Origin of the sequence: Aliarcobacter sp., assembly GCF_041672065.1 — a bacterium.
GTDB classification, from domain to species: Bacteria; Campylobacterota; Campylobacteria; order Campylobacterales; family Arcobacteraceae; genus Aliarcobacter; species Aliarcobacter skirrowii.
Genome location: NZ_JBAZAH010000003.1, coordinates 1 through 16,302, shown reverse-complemented (window position 1 = coordinate 16,302; position 16,302 = coordinate 1). Strand labels below are relative to the sequence as shown.

The 16,302-nt window shown below is 26.1% G+C and carries 16 protein-coding genes; 3 read left to right on the top strand and 13 right to left on the bottom strand.

Annotated features, from left to right (window positions below):
- Positions 1-53: 53 nt before the first annotated feature.
- From WC168_RS00855 to amrA, 4 genes are all read right to left on the bottom strand, one after another.
- Positions 54-812 carry an ElyC/SanA/YdcF family protein gene (locus tag WC168_RS00855; protein ID WP_372617009.1) on the bottom strand — a complete coding sequence of 253 codons (759 nt, stop codon included), beginning with the start codon at positions 810-812 and terminating at the stop codon, positions 54-56.
- A gap of 58 nt (positions 813-870) precedes the next feature.
- On the bottom strand, positions 871-3,405 hold the full coding sequence (locus WC168_RS00850) for a methyl-accepting chemotaxis protein (protein WP_372617007.1): 2,535 nt from the start codon (positions 3,403-3,405) through the stop codon (positions 871-873).
- 130 nt (positions 3,406-3,535) lie between these two features.
- A complete protein-coding gene (gene amrB / locus WC168_RS00845; RefSeq protein WP_319994130.1) occupies positions 3,536-4,324 on the bottom strand; it encodes an AmmeMemoRadiSam system protein B in 789 nt (262 codons plus the stop codon).
- Positions 4,321-4,863 (bottom strand): AmmeMemoRadiSam system protein A, encoded by a 543-nt coding sequence (gene amrA, locus WC168_RS00840; protein WP_372617004.1) that lies wholly within the window; start codon positions 4,861-4,863, stop codon positions 4,321-4,323. Before amrA ends, amrB begins: the two co-directional genes overlap by 4 nt.
- A gap of 117 nt (positions 4,864-4,980) precedes the next feature.
- Here amrA and cobA point away from each other — a divergent pair, with 117 nt between their 5' ends.
- Complete coding sequence (cobA, locus tag WC168_RS00835; protein WP_066162350.1) at positions 4,981-5,712, top strand: uroporphyrinogen-III C-methyltransferase; 732 nt, start codon at positions 4,981-4,983, stop codon at positions 5,710-5,712.
- A gap of 1 nt (position 5,713) precedes the next feature.
- Here cobA and WC168_RS00830 read toward each other — a convergent pair whose 3' ends face one another.
- The gene (locus tag WC168_RS00830; protein ID WP_125296241.1) at positions 5,714-6,214 is read right to left on the bottom strand and encodes a tetratricopeptide repeat protein; all 501 of its coding nucleotides are present in this window, start codon (positions 6,212-6,214) and stop codon (positions 5,714-5,716) included.
- Positions 6,211-6,780 (bottom strand): bifunctional precorrin-2 dehydrogenase/sirohydrochlorin ferrochelatase, encoded by a 570-nt coding sequence (locus WC168_RS00825; RefSeq protein WP_066162356.1) that lies wholly within the window; start codon positions 6,778-6,780, stop codon positions 6,211-6,213. The genes WC168_RS00830 and WC168_RS00825 overlap by 4 nt, the downstream gene beginning before the upstream one ends.
- Positions 6,781-6,948: 168 nt before the next feature.
- On the opposite strand from WC168_RS00825, the gene WC168_RS00820 reads away from it, so the two are divergent.
- A complete protein-coding gene (locus tag WC168_RS00820; RefSeq protein WP_125296240.1) occupies positions 6,949-7,341 on the top strand; it encodes a hypothetical protein in 393 nt (130 codons plus the stop codon).
- Positions 7,342-7,407: 66 nt separating this feature from the next.
- Positions 7,408-9,267: a GGDEF domain-containing protein gene (locus tag WC168_RS00815; RefSeq protein ID WP_372617001.1), complete on the top strand. Its 1,860-nt coding sequence runs from the start codon at positions 7,408-7,410 to the stop codon at positions 9,265-9,267.
- A gap of 38 nt (positions 9,268-9,305) precedes the next feature.
- On the opposite strand, the gene WC168_RS00810 is transcribed toward WC168_RS00815, so the two are convergent.
- The 7 genes from WC168_RS00810 to WC168_RS00780 all read right to left on the bottom strand — a co-directional run bounded on the left by WC168_RS00810 (position 9,306) and on the right by WC168_RS00780 (position 16,291).
- Positions 9,306-9,905, bottom strand: a complete 600-nt coding sequence (locus tag WC168_RS00810) for a transglutaminase family protein (protein WP_260881843.1) — start codon at positions 9,903-9,905, stop codon at positions 9,306-9,308.
- The gene (locus WC168_RS00805) at positions 9,905-10,504 is read right to left on the bottom strand and encodes a MarC family protein (RefSeq protein ID WP_129098188.1); all 600 of its coding nucleotides are present in this window, start codon (positions 10,502-10,504) and stop codon (positions 9,905-9,907) included. Before WC168_RS00805 ends, WC168_RS00810 begins: the two co-directional genes overlap by 1 nt.
- A 161-nt stretch (positions 10,505-10,665) precedes the next feature.
- A complete protein-coding gene (locus WC168_RS00800; protein WP_372616998.1) occupies positions 10,666-10,863 on the bottom strand; it encodes a hypothetical protein in 198 nt (65 codons plus the stop codon).
- 160 nt (positions 10,864-11,023) lie between these two features.
- On the bottom strand, positions 11,024-13,978 hold the full coding sequence (locus tag WC168_RS00795; protein WP_372616996.1) for a DNA mismatch repair protein: 2,955 nt from the start codon (positions 13,976-13,978) through the stop codon (positions 11,024-11,026).
- Complete coding sequence (locus tag WC168_RS00790; RefSeq protein ID WP_279133708.1) at positions 13,978-14,397, bottom strand: heme-binding domain-containing protein; 420 nt, start codon at positions 14,395-14,397, stop codon at positions 13,978-13,980. The genes WC168_RS00795 and WC168_RS00790 overlap by 1 nt, the downstream gene beginning before the upstream one ends.
- Complete coding sequence (locus WC168_RS00785) at positions 14,390-14,725, bottom strand: thioredoxin family protein (protein ID WP_279133709.1); 336 nt, start codon at positions 14,723-14,725, stop codon at positions 14,390-14,392. The genes WC168_RS00790 and WC168_RS00785 overlap by 8 nt, the downstream gene beginning before the upstream one ends.
- Positions 14,726-14,737: 12 nt before the next feature.
- A complete protein-coding gene (locus tag WC168_RS00780; RefSeq protein WP_066409825.1) occupies positions 14,738-16,291 on the bottom strand; it encodes a 2-isopropylmalate synthase in 1,554 nt (517 codons plus the stop codon).
- Between the last annotated feature and the right edge of the window lie 11 nt (positions 16,292-16,302).

Below are 16,302 nucleotides of genomic sequence, written 5' to 3'. Positions count from 1 at the left end.
AAACCTTTATTTGCAACTTTGTTGCAATAGTATCAAATATTGGATTAATTCTTTTAAATATCACCTTTAATATATGAATAAAAAATTCCTAAATATTCATGAAAGGCTAGTTCAACTTTTTTTATATTTGTTGCATTAAAATAAGATGAGGGATATGAACTTACAAAATATTTATGGTTTGTTGGACTCTCTATAATATTTAAACCCTCTTTTTTAAATAAAAGCGAAGCTCTTTTCATATGACTAGCACTTGTAACTAAAATTATTTTCTCATTTTTAACAATTTTTTTAGCTTCAATTGCTTCCTCTTTTGTATCTTTTGGAGTATCTAAAGTGATTATATCTTCAGCTTCAACACCTAAATTTATAGCTAATTTTTTTTGCATTTTTGCATGTGTATTTGGATCATCATAAGCATAACCACTTAAAATTAGTTTTATATTTTTATTACTCTCTTTTAGATTTTTATAGTGTCTTATACCTTCAACTAATCTATTAATTGCTGTTGTATTAAGCTCTGAAGTGATTGCAAAATTTTCATTTGTTTTATGACCATTTCCTAACACTAAAATATATTTAGCATCATTTGGAGTATTGATTAGGGCTTTGTGTGAATTTTCAAGTGGAGCAATTATCATATTTGAGATAGTTTGATTTGAAATAAGCAAAAACCAAAAAGTAGCCAAAAACAGAAAGATTTTTGCTCTTTTTTGTGAGTTTTTTAGCAAAAAAAATAAAGCTATAAGTAATAAAAAAACTCCAATTGGAATGGGAAGTAAAAAAGCTGAAACTATTTTTTTAAGTACAAACATCATCTATCTCTTTTTATATAATTTTAAAATATTATCAAAATAGAAGTTAGATTTACTTCTAATAATCTTTATTTTCAATTTTTGAAGATGATGTAATTTCTAGTAATTTATCTGATAGATTTGATACTTCATTTGATAAAGAGTCTATATTTGATGCAGTTTGCGCATTTTTTTGTGTAGTTTCATCAAGATTTGCTAGAGTTTGATTAATTTTTGATATTGCTAACTCTTGATCTTTACTAAAAATTGTAACATTTTCAATAATCTCTTTTGTAGAAGATATTTTTGAAGATAAATTTTCATACCCTTTTATCATATCATCAGCAATATTTTTCCCATCAGTTGCTTCAATATTTGCACTCTCTACTAGATTTTTTATGCTATTTGCAGCCTCTGAACTCTTAGAGGCTAAATTTCGCACCTCACCAGCAACAACTGCAAAACCTTTTCCAGCCTCACCAGCAGTTGCTGCTTCAACTGCAGCGTTTAGGCTTAAAATATTTGTTTGAAATGCTATTTGATCAATAATAACAATTGCTTCATTTATAGCTTTTACTTTTTTACTTATCTCATCCATTGAAACAAATGTCTGTTTAGCAGCTTTGTTTCCAATTTGTGCAGCACTACTTAACTCATCTGAAATTTGATTCATTTTACTAATATTTTCATTGTTGTGTTTTATATTTTGTGTTATTTGATCAAGCGAGGATGATGTTTGTTTCAAAGATGTAGCTTGATTTGAAGATGATATTGCAAGCTCATTTGAAGAGTTAGCTAAGATTTTTGTATTTTTTTCAAGATTTTCTCCTGCATTTTCAATCATAGATATTAAAGAAGATATAGTTTTTGCTAAAAAAGTAGTAGATTTATAGAGTATTCCAAAATCTCCTTGCATAGTTTTTGTTTGATAATCTTCTAATTTAAACTCATAATTACCTTTACTATATTGATTTAATAAAAGATTTATATTATCAAGTTTAACTCTTGTGCTTTCTAACATTTTATTTATAATCTCAACTAAAGTTTGAAGCTCTTTTGTAGATGATTTTGCCTCTATTGAAACATTAAAATATCCCAAATTTACTCTTTGCATAACTTCTGTAATTTTTAAAATTATATCTTTATCATTTTTTGTAATCTTATCGATTTTTAAAATCTGCTCATTCATATTTTTTGTCATTAAAGCAAACTCATCTTTTCCACTAATTTGATTTAATTTAATCTCATCTTTCTCTTTCATTGAGTAAAAGAAAAATTGATTTAAATTATTCTCAAATTTTTTAATAGCTTTTGTGATGTTACTTGTCATTAATAAAATTACTATAAAAATAGTTAAAATAAAAGCTATTAAAAATATTATAAATAAAATTATCTGTTTATCAAGTTTGATAGTTTTGTTTTCAATATATTTAAGAGTATCTTCTAATACTCTATTTTGTAATCCCATAAAAACCAAAATCTTCTCATTTGAACTATCTATCCATACTTTTAAATCAGATCCATAAATATTTTTTGATAAAAAATCAAAAGCATCTAAAGTTTTTTTATCAATACTTTTTGTATCACTTATATAATCACTCATAAAAGCTCTTTCCATGTATAAATCAATACTATTTTGAATATCTGCTAAAAACTTTTTCTCATCATCTTGTAAGGCAAATTTTCTATACTCTCTTATTGCTCTTAATATTTTTGTGTGATCACTTTGAATTTTATTTAAGATATTTTCATCATTTGTCAAAATCAAATTATTGTAGTGATAAATTAATCCACCAAAGCCAAAGCCTTGTATCATGATATTTATAAGCTCATCTTTTTTTGCTTTTAAAAATATAACTTCTCTTAAATTTTCTATATTTAAAAATGCTTTATTTTTAGTTTGTAAATTATAAAAATCCAATTGATTTTGTGTTAAATTTTTTTCCAACTCTTTAATATTTTCATCTTGAAAAGTAAGTAGTGAGATAAATCTATTATAATCATCATTTAAAATCTTTTTATATTTAAAAATATTACTAACCAAACTCTTCTCTTGATATATTTTTTCTATAATCTTAACACTCAAAATATATGTTTGAGATGCGTTTAAAAGATCTTTACTATTTGAATATACTATTAACTCATCAAAAAAAGAGATTAAATCTAAAATTATTTCATTATAAAAAGTTTCAATAGCTTTACTATCAATACTCTGTTTAAATATATTCTCTCTTTTTTCTTTCAACAAAGTTAAACTATTTTTCAAAATCTCAATTTTTTCTAAAAGATGAGAATCATTTTTTGCTAAATTAAAATTATTTATAAAATCTTCCAGTTCTTTTTCACTATTTAAACTAAGATTTATCTGCTTATCTAAAACCTCTTTATTTGCTCCATAGCTATTTAAATATGAAATTGCAACTTCTCTTTCAATTTGTAGATTTTTTAAAACTTTTAATATCTCAACAGTAAAATTTATATATTTTGATGTTTTTTTCATATTTGAAACATTTTCTATTTTTTCAACAATTAAAAAAGATGTAAGAGTCAAAATCGCAATCATTGGAAGAACTAAAATTAAAAATATTTTGTTTCTTAATTTTAAATTTTTCATATACTTTTCCTAAAATCCTAATTTTTGGAAAATATATCCTAAAGATTTTAAACTAGCTTGATAAAAAATGAGTTGTAATCAAGATGTTATTAAATGGTAACCATCTTGTAATTTTAAGATTATTTGTAAATTATTCTTTTGTAAAAATTGCACTTGTATATCCTACCACTTTCGTTTTATCATTTGAGATATCAGCACTTGTACAGTAGTGTAGAAGTTTGGATTTTAAATTTTGTTTTATTCCTAATTTTATTATTGCTTCAATTGCAGTTTTTCCACAAGCCTCACAAAACTCTAAAGATTTTAAATCAAAATTTTTAACTGCATTTAAACAATTTATATCAAGTTTCATAGCATCATTTAAAGAGTAAAAGTGGCTTAAATCTGAGCTAATTACCAATAAATTGTCGCTATCTTTTAGTATATATTCATAAAGTTTTACTAAATCATCACTTGAGATATCACCATAAATTATCTCTACTATTTTTGCACTATTAAAATAGTATTTACAAAATGGAGCTTGAACCTCTGTTGAGTGTTCAAAACTACACTCCTCTTCAAAAGTTAAAAAATCAAAAGTTTTTAATAGCTCTTTTGAATACTCTAAATCTACTTTTAAATCTCCAAATGGTGTCTCATAAAAATCATATAAAGATATACTTGCACCTTTGAACCAAACTTTATGAGAAGGTCCAATAATAACAACTTTTTTATAGTTTTTTAAAGATGCTACTTTAAAAGCTTTATTAGCTGTAAAACCACTATAAATATATCCAGCGTGTGGAACTAATATTGCAGATATATCTTTTAAATTTAAATCACTACTCTTTTCTTGATTAAACTTTTCAAAATATTTTAGTAACTCTTTTTTTTCATTTGGATAAAAGCTTCCACTAACTACACTTTTTCTAATACTCATTTTATCTTCTCAACCTCATAAATATAGATATCTGGTCTGAAATTTTCATCAACTTCAAAACCACCTTTATAACACAATTGTGAGAAAAAATCATCAAAATTTGGTAACTGTTGCCAAACTTGTGGTAAAAAAGTGCTTCTTTTAGCTTTAAATTCTAAAATAACACCATGTTTATTTGGAATAATTTGTTTTTTTAAATCATTTAAATCAAGATAATCAATCTTTTTAGGTTTTGTTAAAAGTGATATCTCTATATCTACTTTTTCAAACTCTTCAGCTCTTAGCTCAAAAAATCTAGGATCTTCAAATGCAGCCATGTAAGAGTTTGAAATTAAATCATCAAGTAAAGTTTTAGTTGCAACTAAACTTCCAATACACCCTCTTAACTCACCATTTAAAGTTAAAGTTACAAAAGTTGCTCTTTTTTCATTTAAAAAGCTAAACTCTTTTAAAAGTTTCTCTTTATCTATTTTAATTTTATTATCAAATTTACTTTTTATAGATTGCTTTGCAATATCTTTTAGTAACTCTTTATTCATATAAGCTCTTTTATTTTTTATTTTAAGTTTAATCAAATATCTCTTTAAGTTCTATTTTGATAAAAGTCTATCTTCAGAAATATTTATAATATTTATAAGATTTTATTAAGGTAATAGATGAGTAAAGTATATTTAACAGGTGCTGGTCCTGGTGATATTGAGCTTTTAACTATGAAAGCACACAATATTATAAAAAAAGCAGATGTAATAATTTATGATAAATTAGCAAATAAAGAGATTTTAAAACTTGCAAAAAAAGATGCTAAACTTATTTTTGTAGGAAAAGAGTTTGGAAATCATTTAAACTCACAAGATGAGATAAATGAGATAATTTATCAAGCTAGTAAAAAATATGAAATAGTAGTTAGATTAAAAGGTGGTGACCCTTTTGTTTTTGGAAGAGGTGGAGAAGAGGCTTTATACTTAAAAGAGCGTGGTGTAGCTTTTGAGATAATTCCAGGAATTACTTCAAGTATAAGTGTACCTGCATATGCTGGAATTCCAGTAACTCAAAGAGGTCTTACTTGCTCTTTTAGAGTGGTTACTGGTCATGAAGCACAAAACAAATCAAACTGCTTTATTGATTGGAGTAGTTTTAAAAGTAATGAAACTATAGTTTTTTTGATGGGTTTGCATAATATTGAGTTAATTAGTAAAAAATTAATCGAGATTGGAAAAGATAAAAATACACCTTGTGCGGTTATTTCAAATGGAACAACAAAAAATCAAAAAGTTGTAACTGGAGATATAGAAAATATTGTTTTAAAAGCAAAAGATATGCCAACTCCAGCAATAATTATTGTAGGAGATGTTGTAAATTTAAGAGAAGATTTAAATTGGTTTATGTAGTTTAATCTAGTTTATCTCTCTCTAAACAAGATTTTTCATAACCATTTTCACAAGATTTTTCAAACATTATTTTTGCTTTTTCTATATCTTTTTTTACGCCAAGAGCTAAAAGATAAATTTGTCCAACATAAAATTGAGCCAAACTATCCTCTTGTAAACTAGCTTTTTCATACCAAAAAAGGGCTTTTTTATAATCTTTTGAAACTCTTTTTCCATAAAAATAGATATATCCCAACATATTTTGAGCCTCTAAGTTACCACTTTTAGCAGACATATCAAAAAAAGATATTGCTTTGTTTATATCTTTTTTCTTTCCCAAACCATCGTAATAAATCATTCCTAAATTAAACTGTGCAAAACTATTTTTATATTTTGCATATTTTGAAAATATCTCAAATGCTTTTTTATAATCTTTTTTATCTAATGCATAAACAGCATCATCAACACCTTTTGAAAATAGTGTTAATGTACAAATAATAGTTATAAAAATAGCTTTTTTCATCTACTCTCTTTTGACTTTAAAAAATCTTTTACTTTCTTATCTAAAAATCTCATTCTCTCTTTTCCTTTTGGCATTGTAGTTCGTAGCTCTTTTAGCTCTTTTAAGAACTCTTCAACACCACTTGGAATTAAATTTTTTATATACTCTTTGAAATTTTTTGCAAAAGCTGGAGAAGTTCCACTTGTTGAAATTGCAATTGTTAAATCACCCTGTTTTATATATGCTGGAAAGATAAAATCACAATACTGTTTATAATCTACACAGTTACAAAGAATTTTATAATCTCTTGTTTCAAAATATATGCTCTCTTGCAGTGCTTTATCATCAACTGCCGCTATTACAATATCAAAATCTTTTATATCACCTTTTTCATACTCTTTTACTGCAAATTTAAGATTTTGCTCATCAACTATTTGTTTAACTTCACTATTAAACTCTTTTGCTATTAAAGTTATATTTTTTGAAAAATTTAAAAGATGCTCCAACTTTTCTAATGCAATATTTCCTCCTCCAACTATTAAAACTCTTTTATCATCAAACTTTATGAAAGCTGGGAAATATGACACAATGTACCACCCTTAATTTTAAATTTAAGTTTGATTTTAACCAATAATTATTTATTAAATCTTAATTTACAAATAAAAATTTCAAAAAACTTTGAAAAAATAGATTTATATACTATAATGTTTTGTTTGAAAATTGGGGTAATCAAACAGATATTAAAGGATTGTAAAATGTTATTTTTAGAATTAGAAGCTCCTTATATTGCTATGTCAATTTTTATTTTATTTGTTATAGCTGTTATTACAACTAGAAAATTCTCTCCAAAAAATAGTTTTAAAATTTTTTTCCCTCTAGCTTTTATTATCTTTTCTATAGCAATATTTGCAAACTATAAGATGGTTACAAAAAGAATGTATGAAGTTGAAAAACTATTTTTAAATGATAAGGCAATAATTTGTGAAAATAGAACAAATAAACTATTTTTAAAAAATGTTCTAGTTCAGATGAAAGATGGTTGGAGTTTAAGAGATCATATATTTGAAAATCCTGAATATTTTAAAAGTTTTCATAGTGCAAGATGTTTTGAATTTATTGAAAATATTGAAGAAAGTAGCATAAAATAAATTTTATAATTTTTTATTAAATAAAATTTAGATAATATTCCCTTTATTTGACCTTTAAGGAAAAAAATGAGATCTAACACAAAAATAACACTTATAATCTTTTCAATTGTTGTATTATTAACTTCCATTATCGTTGTTTTAGTTGCAATTGGTTCTAGACAGATTGGATATGATGGTGTTAAGAAGAAAGCCTATTTGACTGCTGATATAGTTAAAAACTCTCTTACATCTCACATGGTAAATGGTAATATGTCTCAAAGAGATGTCTTCTTAGATAGTATAAGCCAACTAAAAAATGTACAATCTTTATGGCTAGTTAGATCAAAAAGTGTTAGTGAACAGTTTGAAAACTCTTCTTTGGCAAATGAAAACCCAAGAGATGATATTGACTTAGAAGTTTTAAAAACAGGTGTTGAAAAGATTGTAATAGAGGAGTCTTTATATACTGCAAATCTTAGAATTACAATTCCATATACAGCATCATCATTAGATAAACCAAACTGCCTTTCATGTCACAATGCAAAAGAGGGAGAGGTTTTAGGAGCTATATCTTTAAGCTTTGATATAAGTGAAGATAGAGGTTCAAATATAATGGTTTTATTATATATTATTGGAACAATATCTATATTTTTAATTATTTTTTTAATTTTTATTAGAAAAAAAATAACTCCATATACTAACTCTTTTGACTCTTTAGCAAATGTATTAAAAAAAGTTCACGAAGGTGATTACTCAATTCGTGCAAATGCTGGTGTATTAAAAGAGGATAAAGAGGTATCAAATTGGTTAAATGAACTAATTGAAAAGCTTGAAACTGTACTAACAGGAATTGAAAAAAACTTAACTTCATTTGTTCACAACAGAGCTTCAAATATAAATCATGATAAGTTAATAAGTGCTAAAGAGATTATTGAAGATATTAGTGAAATTTATCACTATAAGAAAACTATTGAAAATGATTTAACTATTGATGATATCTATCATAGATTGGTTTTAGTTTTAAAAGAGAGATTAGAGATTGAGAATTTTTTAATATTTGAAACTGATTTAATAAAAGATATTAGAAAAACTATTTTTGCAACAGAAGGTGTGATTGCTTGTTGTGATTTAAAACAGAATATAAAAGATGTTTGTAGAGCTGAAAGATTAAACAATATAGTTGCATCTGAAAATTTCCCTCAAATTTGTAGAGTTGCAAAATGTAAAAATAGCAATGAGAGTTATGTTTGTATTCCATTTTATATAAATGAGCAAAGAAATCTTGTAATACAAATTATCTCTAAAGATGAGGAGCAATCAAACTCTTTAAAGTATAAAATTGGAATTATTAAAAAATATCTTGAAGAGACAAAACCAATTTTAGAGAGTAAGATTTTAATGGAAGCATTAAGACAAAAAAATCTAACAGACTCTTTAACAGGACTTTATAATAGAAAATATCTTGATGAAATTGTAGAAAAAGAGCTATCTTCTGATATTAAAGATGGTGTTGTTTATGCAATTATGTTTTTAGATATTGACTACTTTAAAATGGTAAATGATACTTATGGACACGATGTTGGAGATGACATATTAAGAAAACTTGCAATTACAATGAAAAAATCAATAGGAGCAAATGAGACATTAATTAGATACGGAGGAGAGGAGTTTTTAATCTTAATGAAAAATGCAACTCAAGAGAGTGCAAAAGATTTAGCAGATAAAATAAATAAAGATTTCTCAAAAATTATATTTAATTATGGGGCTGATAACTTCTCTAAAACTGTAAGTATTGGATACTCATTCTTCCCAACAGATACAGATCAATTTTGGAAATGTATAAAATATGCTGATATATCTTTATATGAGGCAAAAGCAACTGGAAGAAATAAAGTTGTTAGATTTTCAAAAGAGATTTTAAAAAATGGTGATAAAACAGAGTATTAAAAAGTAATAAGACAAGATAGATTAAATCTATTTTGTCTCTATTTATACTCAATACTATTTATAAGTAATTTTTTATTTATAAATGGATCAACAATAGCTTCTATCTCATTTAAATTATATTTTAATGGGAAACCAATTTTAGAATTAGTTGCAGTTGTCTCTAAAATATAAAATCTTCTATCGTTTAAATATAGAGCTTTTTTATTATTTAAGGCTTCTAAATTTACAACTACAAAGATATGTTTTGGAACCAAAACAAAATATGCTTCATAAGCTTTTGCTTTTAGTAGTGAAATTAAAAGATTTGATTTATCATCACAATCTCCAAAATTTTGCTCTACAACCTTTTTTGGACTTTTTGCAACATTTTCATTTATTTTATATGGAATATTTGTAACAAAATCAAGCATTGATTGCACTTCACAAATGCTACTTTTGCAATCTTTTGTTAAAAATTGTGCCAACTCTTTTGTAAAATCATCAACTCTTACTTGATTTACATAAGTAGAGTTTCCAATATCTATAAACTGATTTTTAACTATAAAAAAAGAGTTATATATTAGATAAAATAAATATATTAAAAATATTGTTGATATAAAAAATGATAAATTTTTTAAAATTTTACTATTTATTAACACTACAATCCTAATGAACCTTTTATTCCATCAAACATTAGTTGAGCAGACAAAGCTGCTAAAAAAAGTCCTGTAATTTTTGAGATAATTAATAAACCATCTTTTCCTATAAACTTCTCTATTAAACTTGATAAATATAGCATTGAACCTATTAATAATATTGCAGATAAAAGTGCTAAACTTCCTGTAAGAAGTTTTGAAAATTTATCAAACTCAGCACCCATAACAAGCAAAACTCCAATTGATCCAGGTCCAATAATAATAGGTAGTGCTAAAGGAACAACTGCTAAATCAGATAGATTTTTATCTGTTGGTTTTTGTCCATCTTTATTTCCATAAATAAGTCCAACTGCTGTTAAAAATAGCAAAGCTCCAGCTCCTATTTTAAAAGCATCTAAAGTAATACCAAAAACTTTAAAGATATGTTGTCCAAAAAATAAAAGTATCAAAGCTATAACAACAACAGAGAAAGTAACTTTTATGGCTAATTTTCTTTTTTCATTTATAGTTGCTTCACTTGTAATTGTTAAAAATACGCTAAGTACAAAAAAAGGAGTCATAATAAAAAACATTTTTAAAAAAGTGGAAATGAAAAAGTCCATTTAATTTTCCTAAAATAAGCTAAATTGTTAAATTTTGGCTTATTCTAGCTTTTATAATATGAAAGAGTGTTTAATCTTTTTTTATAAATTTTAAGAAAAATACTAAAAAGATTGAAAGAATAAATCCTGTTACAAATGCAACTGCAACTATTAGTTTTTTCTTAGGTTGATTTATAGGAGTATCTAAGATTGAAACACCCCCCTATTTGTTTTGTCATAATTTTATTTTGATAAAAAGTAGTTTCATTTTGATGTTTTTCTATAATAAAATCTTTTACTTTTTCTAAAGTTGAAATAATCTCATCTTTATTTTCATTTGAGTATTTAACTTGTAATAAAGATTGAGTTCCTTTAACCAAACTTGCATTAACTGGAAACTCTAAACCAATAATATAAGCTAAATTTTGAGGAGCTTCTATGATTTTATCTCCAAAATTTTCACTTTGAATTTTTCCAATCTAATTCCCCTTTGATCTATTTGAAGTTTCGATTCTATTTAAATACTAATTAAAACTTAATCTACTCTTCAATCATTGTATAGTGAAGTTCAAGTCCTTTTGAAGTTGCTACAAAGCCATTTACATTTATCTTGCCATCATGAACCATTTTATGATGAAGTTTACAAAGAGGAATTAGGTTGTATTTATGATTTGCATTTATATGACCTATAAATCCATCTTTATTTGCTTTTGCTTGTTCAGCTATATGATGAACCTCATCACAAGCTCGACCACAAATTATACAAGTGCTTGTGTAGAGATTGCTATTATATTTTGAAGATTGTTTTTGTGAAATTCTTTCAACTTTTGTGTAATCATCTGCTAATCTTTTTCTAATATCATTTGCAACACTTAAAAACTCTCTATCCATATGTAAAGATTTTGCAAACTCTAAACCATAAATTGATGAACCACTTCCATAATTTAATTTTCTATTAAAAATAAGTTTATCTTCATCATCAACATACATAACAGCCAAATGAAGGCAGATTATATTTTTGAGTTTTTCAATCTCAGGAATTGTAGGAAGTTGATGAAGATGAGTTGCAAATACAAACAAAGCTTCAAGTTTAGCCAATTTTAAAATAGAGCTTGCAACAATACTTAATCCACTTAAAGTCTCAGTGCTATGACTTATCTCATCACCTAAAATTAGTGATTTTTTATTTGCTCGATTAAATATATTTTTTAAATCCATCATCTCAACTGCAAAACTTGATAAACCTTTTGCAATATTATCAGCTCCACTAATTCTTGTAAAAATAGAGTCAAAAATTGAAAATCTCATAGATTTACAAGGTACAAAAAATCCAGCTTGAGCCAAAATCACACTTATTCCAATTGCCTTCATAAGTGATGATTTTCCTGAACTATTTATTCCAAAAAGAAGTATTCCATGCATTTTATTGTTTTGCAAATTTATTAGATTTGAGTTTTTATATATTAGATTTTCTAAATTATCTTTTGAAGTATATGAGAGCTCTCCAAGCAAAATATCATTTGGAACATAAACTCCATAATCTTCATTTGCCTCAATTATTGGATGTCTTAAGTCAATTAACTCTAAAAAGTTCTCATCATCTTTTGTTTTAACTATTTTTGGACAAGTGTAGTTGTGTTTTTTTGCTGTTTTTATATTTGAAACTATTACATCTATTTCAGCAATAAATAAAACTAACTCCTCTAAAAGTGTTGCAAATTTTTTCTCAAACTCCTCAATTTTCTCTTTGAAAACAAGCTTATTTATCTCAACAATTTTTCTAATATTATGAACATATTTATCAGATATATCATTCATAAATTCGCAAGAGATTTTTATATTATTTGTTTGTGTTTTAATAGAGAAATCTTTAAAAAGTAGTAGTTTATCATCTATTATTAGGTGTGATTTTAAAAGTTCCTCTTTTATAAGATTGTATCTATTTTTTGTAATTGATATAAAAAAGCCCTCTTTATCAAGACGATTTATTGTTACAAAACTCTTTTCATCTGTTTTAAAAAAACTTAATATATGAGTTTGTAAAAGTTCAAGTTTAAAAAATAGCTCTTCGTTTTCTTTATTTAACTCATCTATTAAAGAGTTTATACCACTTGTTATCATATTTGTATCAACATCTTTTAACATAAATCTAGCACTTACACTTAAATCAAATGTGCTGTTAATTGAGTTTAAAAATATATTTATCTCTTCACTGCTACAAGGTGGGGTTACAAATTTATAATTCTCCATAAATTTAACTAACTCTTTTATACTAAGTAGTGAGTCATATAAATAGTTTAACTCAAATGGATGAAGCCTATTTAACTTGATTCTTCTTGTAAGCCTTTCAATATCATAGATATTTGCTAATTCATTTTCAATTGGATTGTGATAATCATATAAATCAAGTGATAGTTTATATCTTCGTAAAAGCTCTTTTGTATCTTTGATTGGATTTGTAACTCTCTCTTTTAAAACTCTTTTTCCCATTGCTGTTGAAGTATTGTTTATAAGTTTTATTAAACTTGGATTATGGCTTGTATCTATAATATTTAGTTGCTCTAGGGCATTATTTCCAAGATATATATATCGACTTACATCAAGTTTTATTGGAGTTGAGAGTTTTTGAATAATTGCACTATCATGGGCTAATACAAAATCAATTAAAATAGCCAAAGATTCGCTTGAAAGTGGACTTAACTCCATATTTAAATGCTCAATTGGAGTTAAAAGTGATTCAATATTAAATACATTTTTAAAAAGTTCATTTTGATATGATATCTTTGGTCTATAAGTTCTTAAATGGTAACTTTTTAAGCTTAACTCTAAATAATCAATTATCTCTTTTTGATTTATATTTTTATCTACAATTGTAACTATTACTTCACTAGTTTTATGCATATTCATATAGTTAAATATCTCATCAAGTGCAAAAAATTTATCTTCATTCGTTCCAAAAACTTCATTGTAGTAGCACTTTGCTGTTGTTACATCAATTGCACTATAACCTATTAAGTAGTTTCCTCTTATTTGATCAACTACAATTGAAGTTATAAAATTCTCATCTTGATCAATTACAAAATCAAAATTTGTTCCAGGACTTACAACAACATCTAAGTATCTACTTACATTTGGAGGTATTCCTTTTTGTCTAATAATTGCAATAGTATATTTTTGCTCAGCAATAATTCTTGCTAAATGTTTCTCAAAAGATATTGCAGGAACTCCTGCCATAATAGGATTCTCTTTTGAGTTTTCTAGGATATTTTTATTTTTTCTAGTTAATTGAATATTTAATAGCTCTGCTATCTCTTTTGCTTTTCCAATTTTTTCTTCATCATTATTTACTTCATAAACTTCAAAAAATGTACCTATCTCCATAAGCACTAAAGCATTATTTCCATACTTTTCTTCAAAAAGTTTTTGAAGTTTGAAATATGTAACTGTTAAAAGTTCGCTTCTATTTTCTAATAGTTCACTAACTTCTTCTCTCACTATCTTCGAACTCCAGTCCAATCTCTAATCATAGTTCTCTCTTCTTTTGTAAGATCCGCATCTTTATGAACTAATGTATATGCAGGAAGTGGCATAGATGCATGAACTGTTCTATAGATAGCTTTTAGCTTCTCTTCTTTCTTAATATAATTATAATCTTCCCAATTAGAAAAATTTAAAGCTCTAACTCCATTTGTAGTGTGTCTTATGACAACCCAAGAAAAAGGTGCAATATTTGAATACCATGGATACTCTATTTTATTTGAGTGACAATCAAAACAAGCTTTCACTAAAATATCTTTAATCTCTTTTGAAGCAACTATCTCTTTGCTACTATCTTCAATAAATTCAACTTTTTGTGGTCTTATAAACTGCATTAATACAAAAAGTATCAAACAAATCATTAAAAATCTAATCATTTTCAAACACCATATTATATAACCTTCTTATTTCACTATTAAAAATATCTAAACTTATATTTCTGTTATATCTTTTAAACTCTTTGCCTTCAAAAAAAACCAATATTGTTGGACTTGAAAAGATATTAAAAAAAGATGCTAACTCTAAATTTGAATTACTATTTACTACTATTTTCTCAATTTTTGGAAAATTTCTTGAGATATTCTCTTCTATTTTTGGTTTTAAAACCTCACAAACCGAGCAGTTGTTTGCTTTAAAATATAAAACAACTGCTTGATTTTTTTTTAATATATCTAAAATCTTTTCTTTACTACTTAGTTCTCTCATAGTTTAGAAATTTTATATTTGATGACCACAATTTTTAGTAAGTCTATTTTTTTGCGATAAATATGAGTTTAAAGCTCCAATATATGCTTTTGCAGTTGCAAGCATTGTATCAATACTTAATCCATGACCTACAAAAGAGTTGTTTTTATCTTCAAAAGTAACTCTAACTGTAACTTTTGCTAAAGCATCTTTACCTTCACTAACAGATACAACTTTATAATCTTTTAACTCTCCTGCAAAACCAGTGATTCTATCTATTGTTTTAAAAATAGCATCCATAGTTCCATCACCTAAACCAGCATCTTTAATAATTTTATCTTCAAACTTAATTGAAACAGCAGCCATTGGTAAACCATCTGAGCAATCACTTATTTGTAAACCTACTAAGTCATAAATCTTATCGTGATTTAAAGCTTCATCAGTGATTAACATTCTAACATCATCATCTGTTATATCTTTTTTCTTATCAGCTAATGCTTTAAACCTTTCAAATGCACTATTTAACTCATCATCGCTAACACTATCAAAACCTAATTGTGCAATTTTATCTTTAAATGCAGCTCGACCTGAATGTTTTCCTAATATTAAAGTGCTATCTTTGATAACTCCAACATCTTCTGGTCGCATAATCTCATATGTCTCTTGATGTTTTAAAACACCATCTTGGTGAATTCCACTCTCATGTGCAAATGCATTTTTACCAACAATTGCTTTATTTTGTTGTGGTTCAACTCCTGTAATTGTTGCAATTAATCTTGAAGTTGCATAAATCTCTGGAGTATTAATAGATGTATATAAATCACCAAAAACATCTTTTCGCACCTTTATAGCCATAACAGCCTCTTCTAAAGCTGAGTTTCCAGCTCTCTCACCTAATCCATTTATTGTAACTTCAATTTGTCTAGCTCCATTTAAAACAGCTGCTAAAGTATTTGCAGTTGCTAATCCTAAATCGTTGTGATTGTGAACTGAAATTATTGCTCTATTACCTGCAAACTCACTTAACTCCTTAACCATTGCACCCAACTCTGTTGGTAATCTATACCCAACAGTATCTGGTAAATTAATTGTAGTTGCACCTGCACTAATAACCGCATCCATTACCTCTTTCATAAAAGGAATTTCACTTCTTCCAGCATCTTCTAAAGAGAACTCAACATCATCTACAAAAGTTCTTGCATACTCTACAGCTCTAACAGCTCTTTTTATAACCTCATCTGGAGACATTTTTAATTTATATTTCATATGAATTGGGCTTGTAGCTATAAATGTATGAATTCTATGTTTTTTAGCATGAGAAACAGCCATACCAGCCTGTTTTATATCATTTTCAATAGCACGGCTTAATGAACAGATGCTTGAATTTTTAATTGTTTTTGCAATTTGAGTAACTGCATCAAAATCTCCAGGACTTGCTGCTGCAAAACCAGCTTCAATAACATCAACTCCCAATTTTTCTAACTGTAAAGCAACTCTTAATTTCTCTTCTGTGTTCATAGAACAACCAGGGCTTTGCTCTCCATCTCTTAAAGTAGTATCAAATACAATAATTTTATTTTTATCCATAATATTTACCT

Bases quoted from the DNA above. Each gene is read 5' to 3' on its own strand.
- WC168_RS00855 (WP_372617009.1), bottom strand. From the start codon at position 812: ATGTTTGTACTTAAAAAAATAGTTTCAGCTTTTTTACTTCCCATTCCA.
- WC168_RS00850 (WP_372617007.1), bottom strand. From the start codon at position 3,405: ATGAAAAATTTAAAATTAAGAAACAAAATATTTTTAATTTTAGTTCTT.
- amrB (WP_319994130.1), bottom strand. From the start codon at position 4,324: ATGAGTATTAGAAAAAGTGTAGTTAGTGGAAGCTTTTATCCAAATGAA.
- amrA (WP_372617004.1), bottom strand. From the start codon at position 4,863: ATGAATAAAGAGTTACTAAAAGATATTGCAAAGCAATCTATAAAAAGT.
- cobA (WP_066162350.1), top strand. From the start codon at position 4,981: ATGAGTAAAGTATATTTAACAGGTGCTGGTCCTGGTGATATTGAGCTT.
- WC168_RS00830 (WP_125296241.1), bottom strand. From the start codon at position 6,214: ATGAAAAAAGCTATTTTTATAACTATTATTTGTACATTAACACTATTT.
- WC168_RS00820 (WP_125296240.1), top strand. From the start codon at position 6,949: ATGTTATTTTTAGAATTAGAAGCTCCTTATATTGCTATGTCAATTTTT.
- WC168_RS00815 (WP_372617001.1), top strand. From the start codon at position 7,408: ATGAGATCTAACACAAAAATAACACTTATAATCTTTTCAATTGTTGTA.
- WC168_RS00805 (WP_129098188.1), bottom strand. From the start codon at position 10,504: ATGGACTTTTTCATTTCCACTTTTTTAAAAATGTTTTTTATTATGACT.
- WC168_RS00790 (WP_279133708.1), bottom strand. From the start codon at position 14,397: ATGATTAGATTTTTAATGATTTGTTTGATACTTTTTGTATTAATGCAG.
- WC168_RS00785 (WP_279133709.1), bottom strand. From the start codon at position 14,725: ATGAGAGAACTAAGTAGTAAAGAAAAGATTTTAGATATATTAAAAAAA.
- WC168_RS00780 (WP_066409825.1), bottom strand. From the start codon at position 16,291: ATGGATAAAAATAAAATTATTGTATTTGATACTACTTTAAGAGATGGA.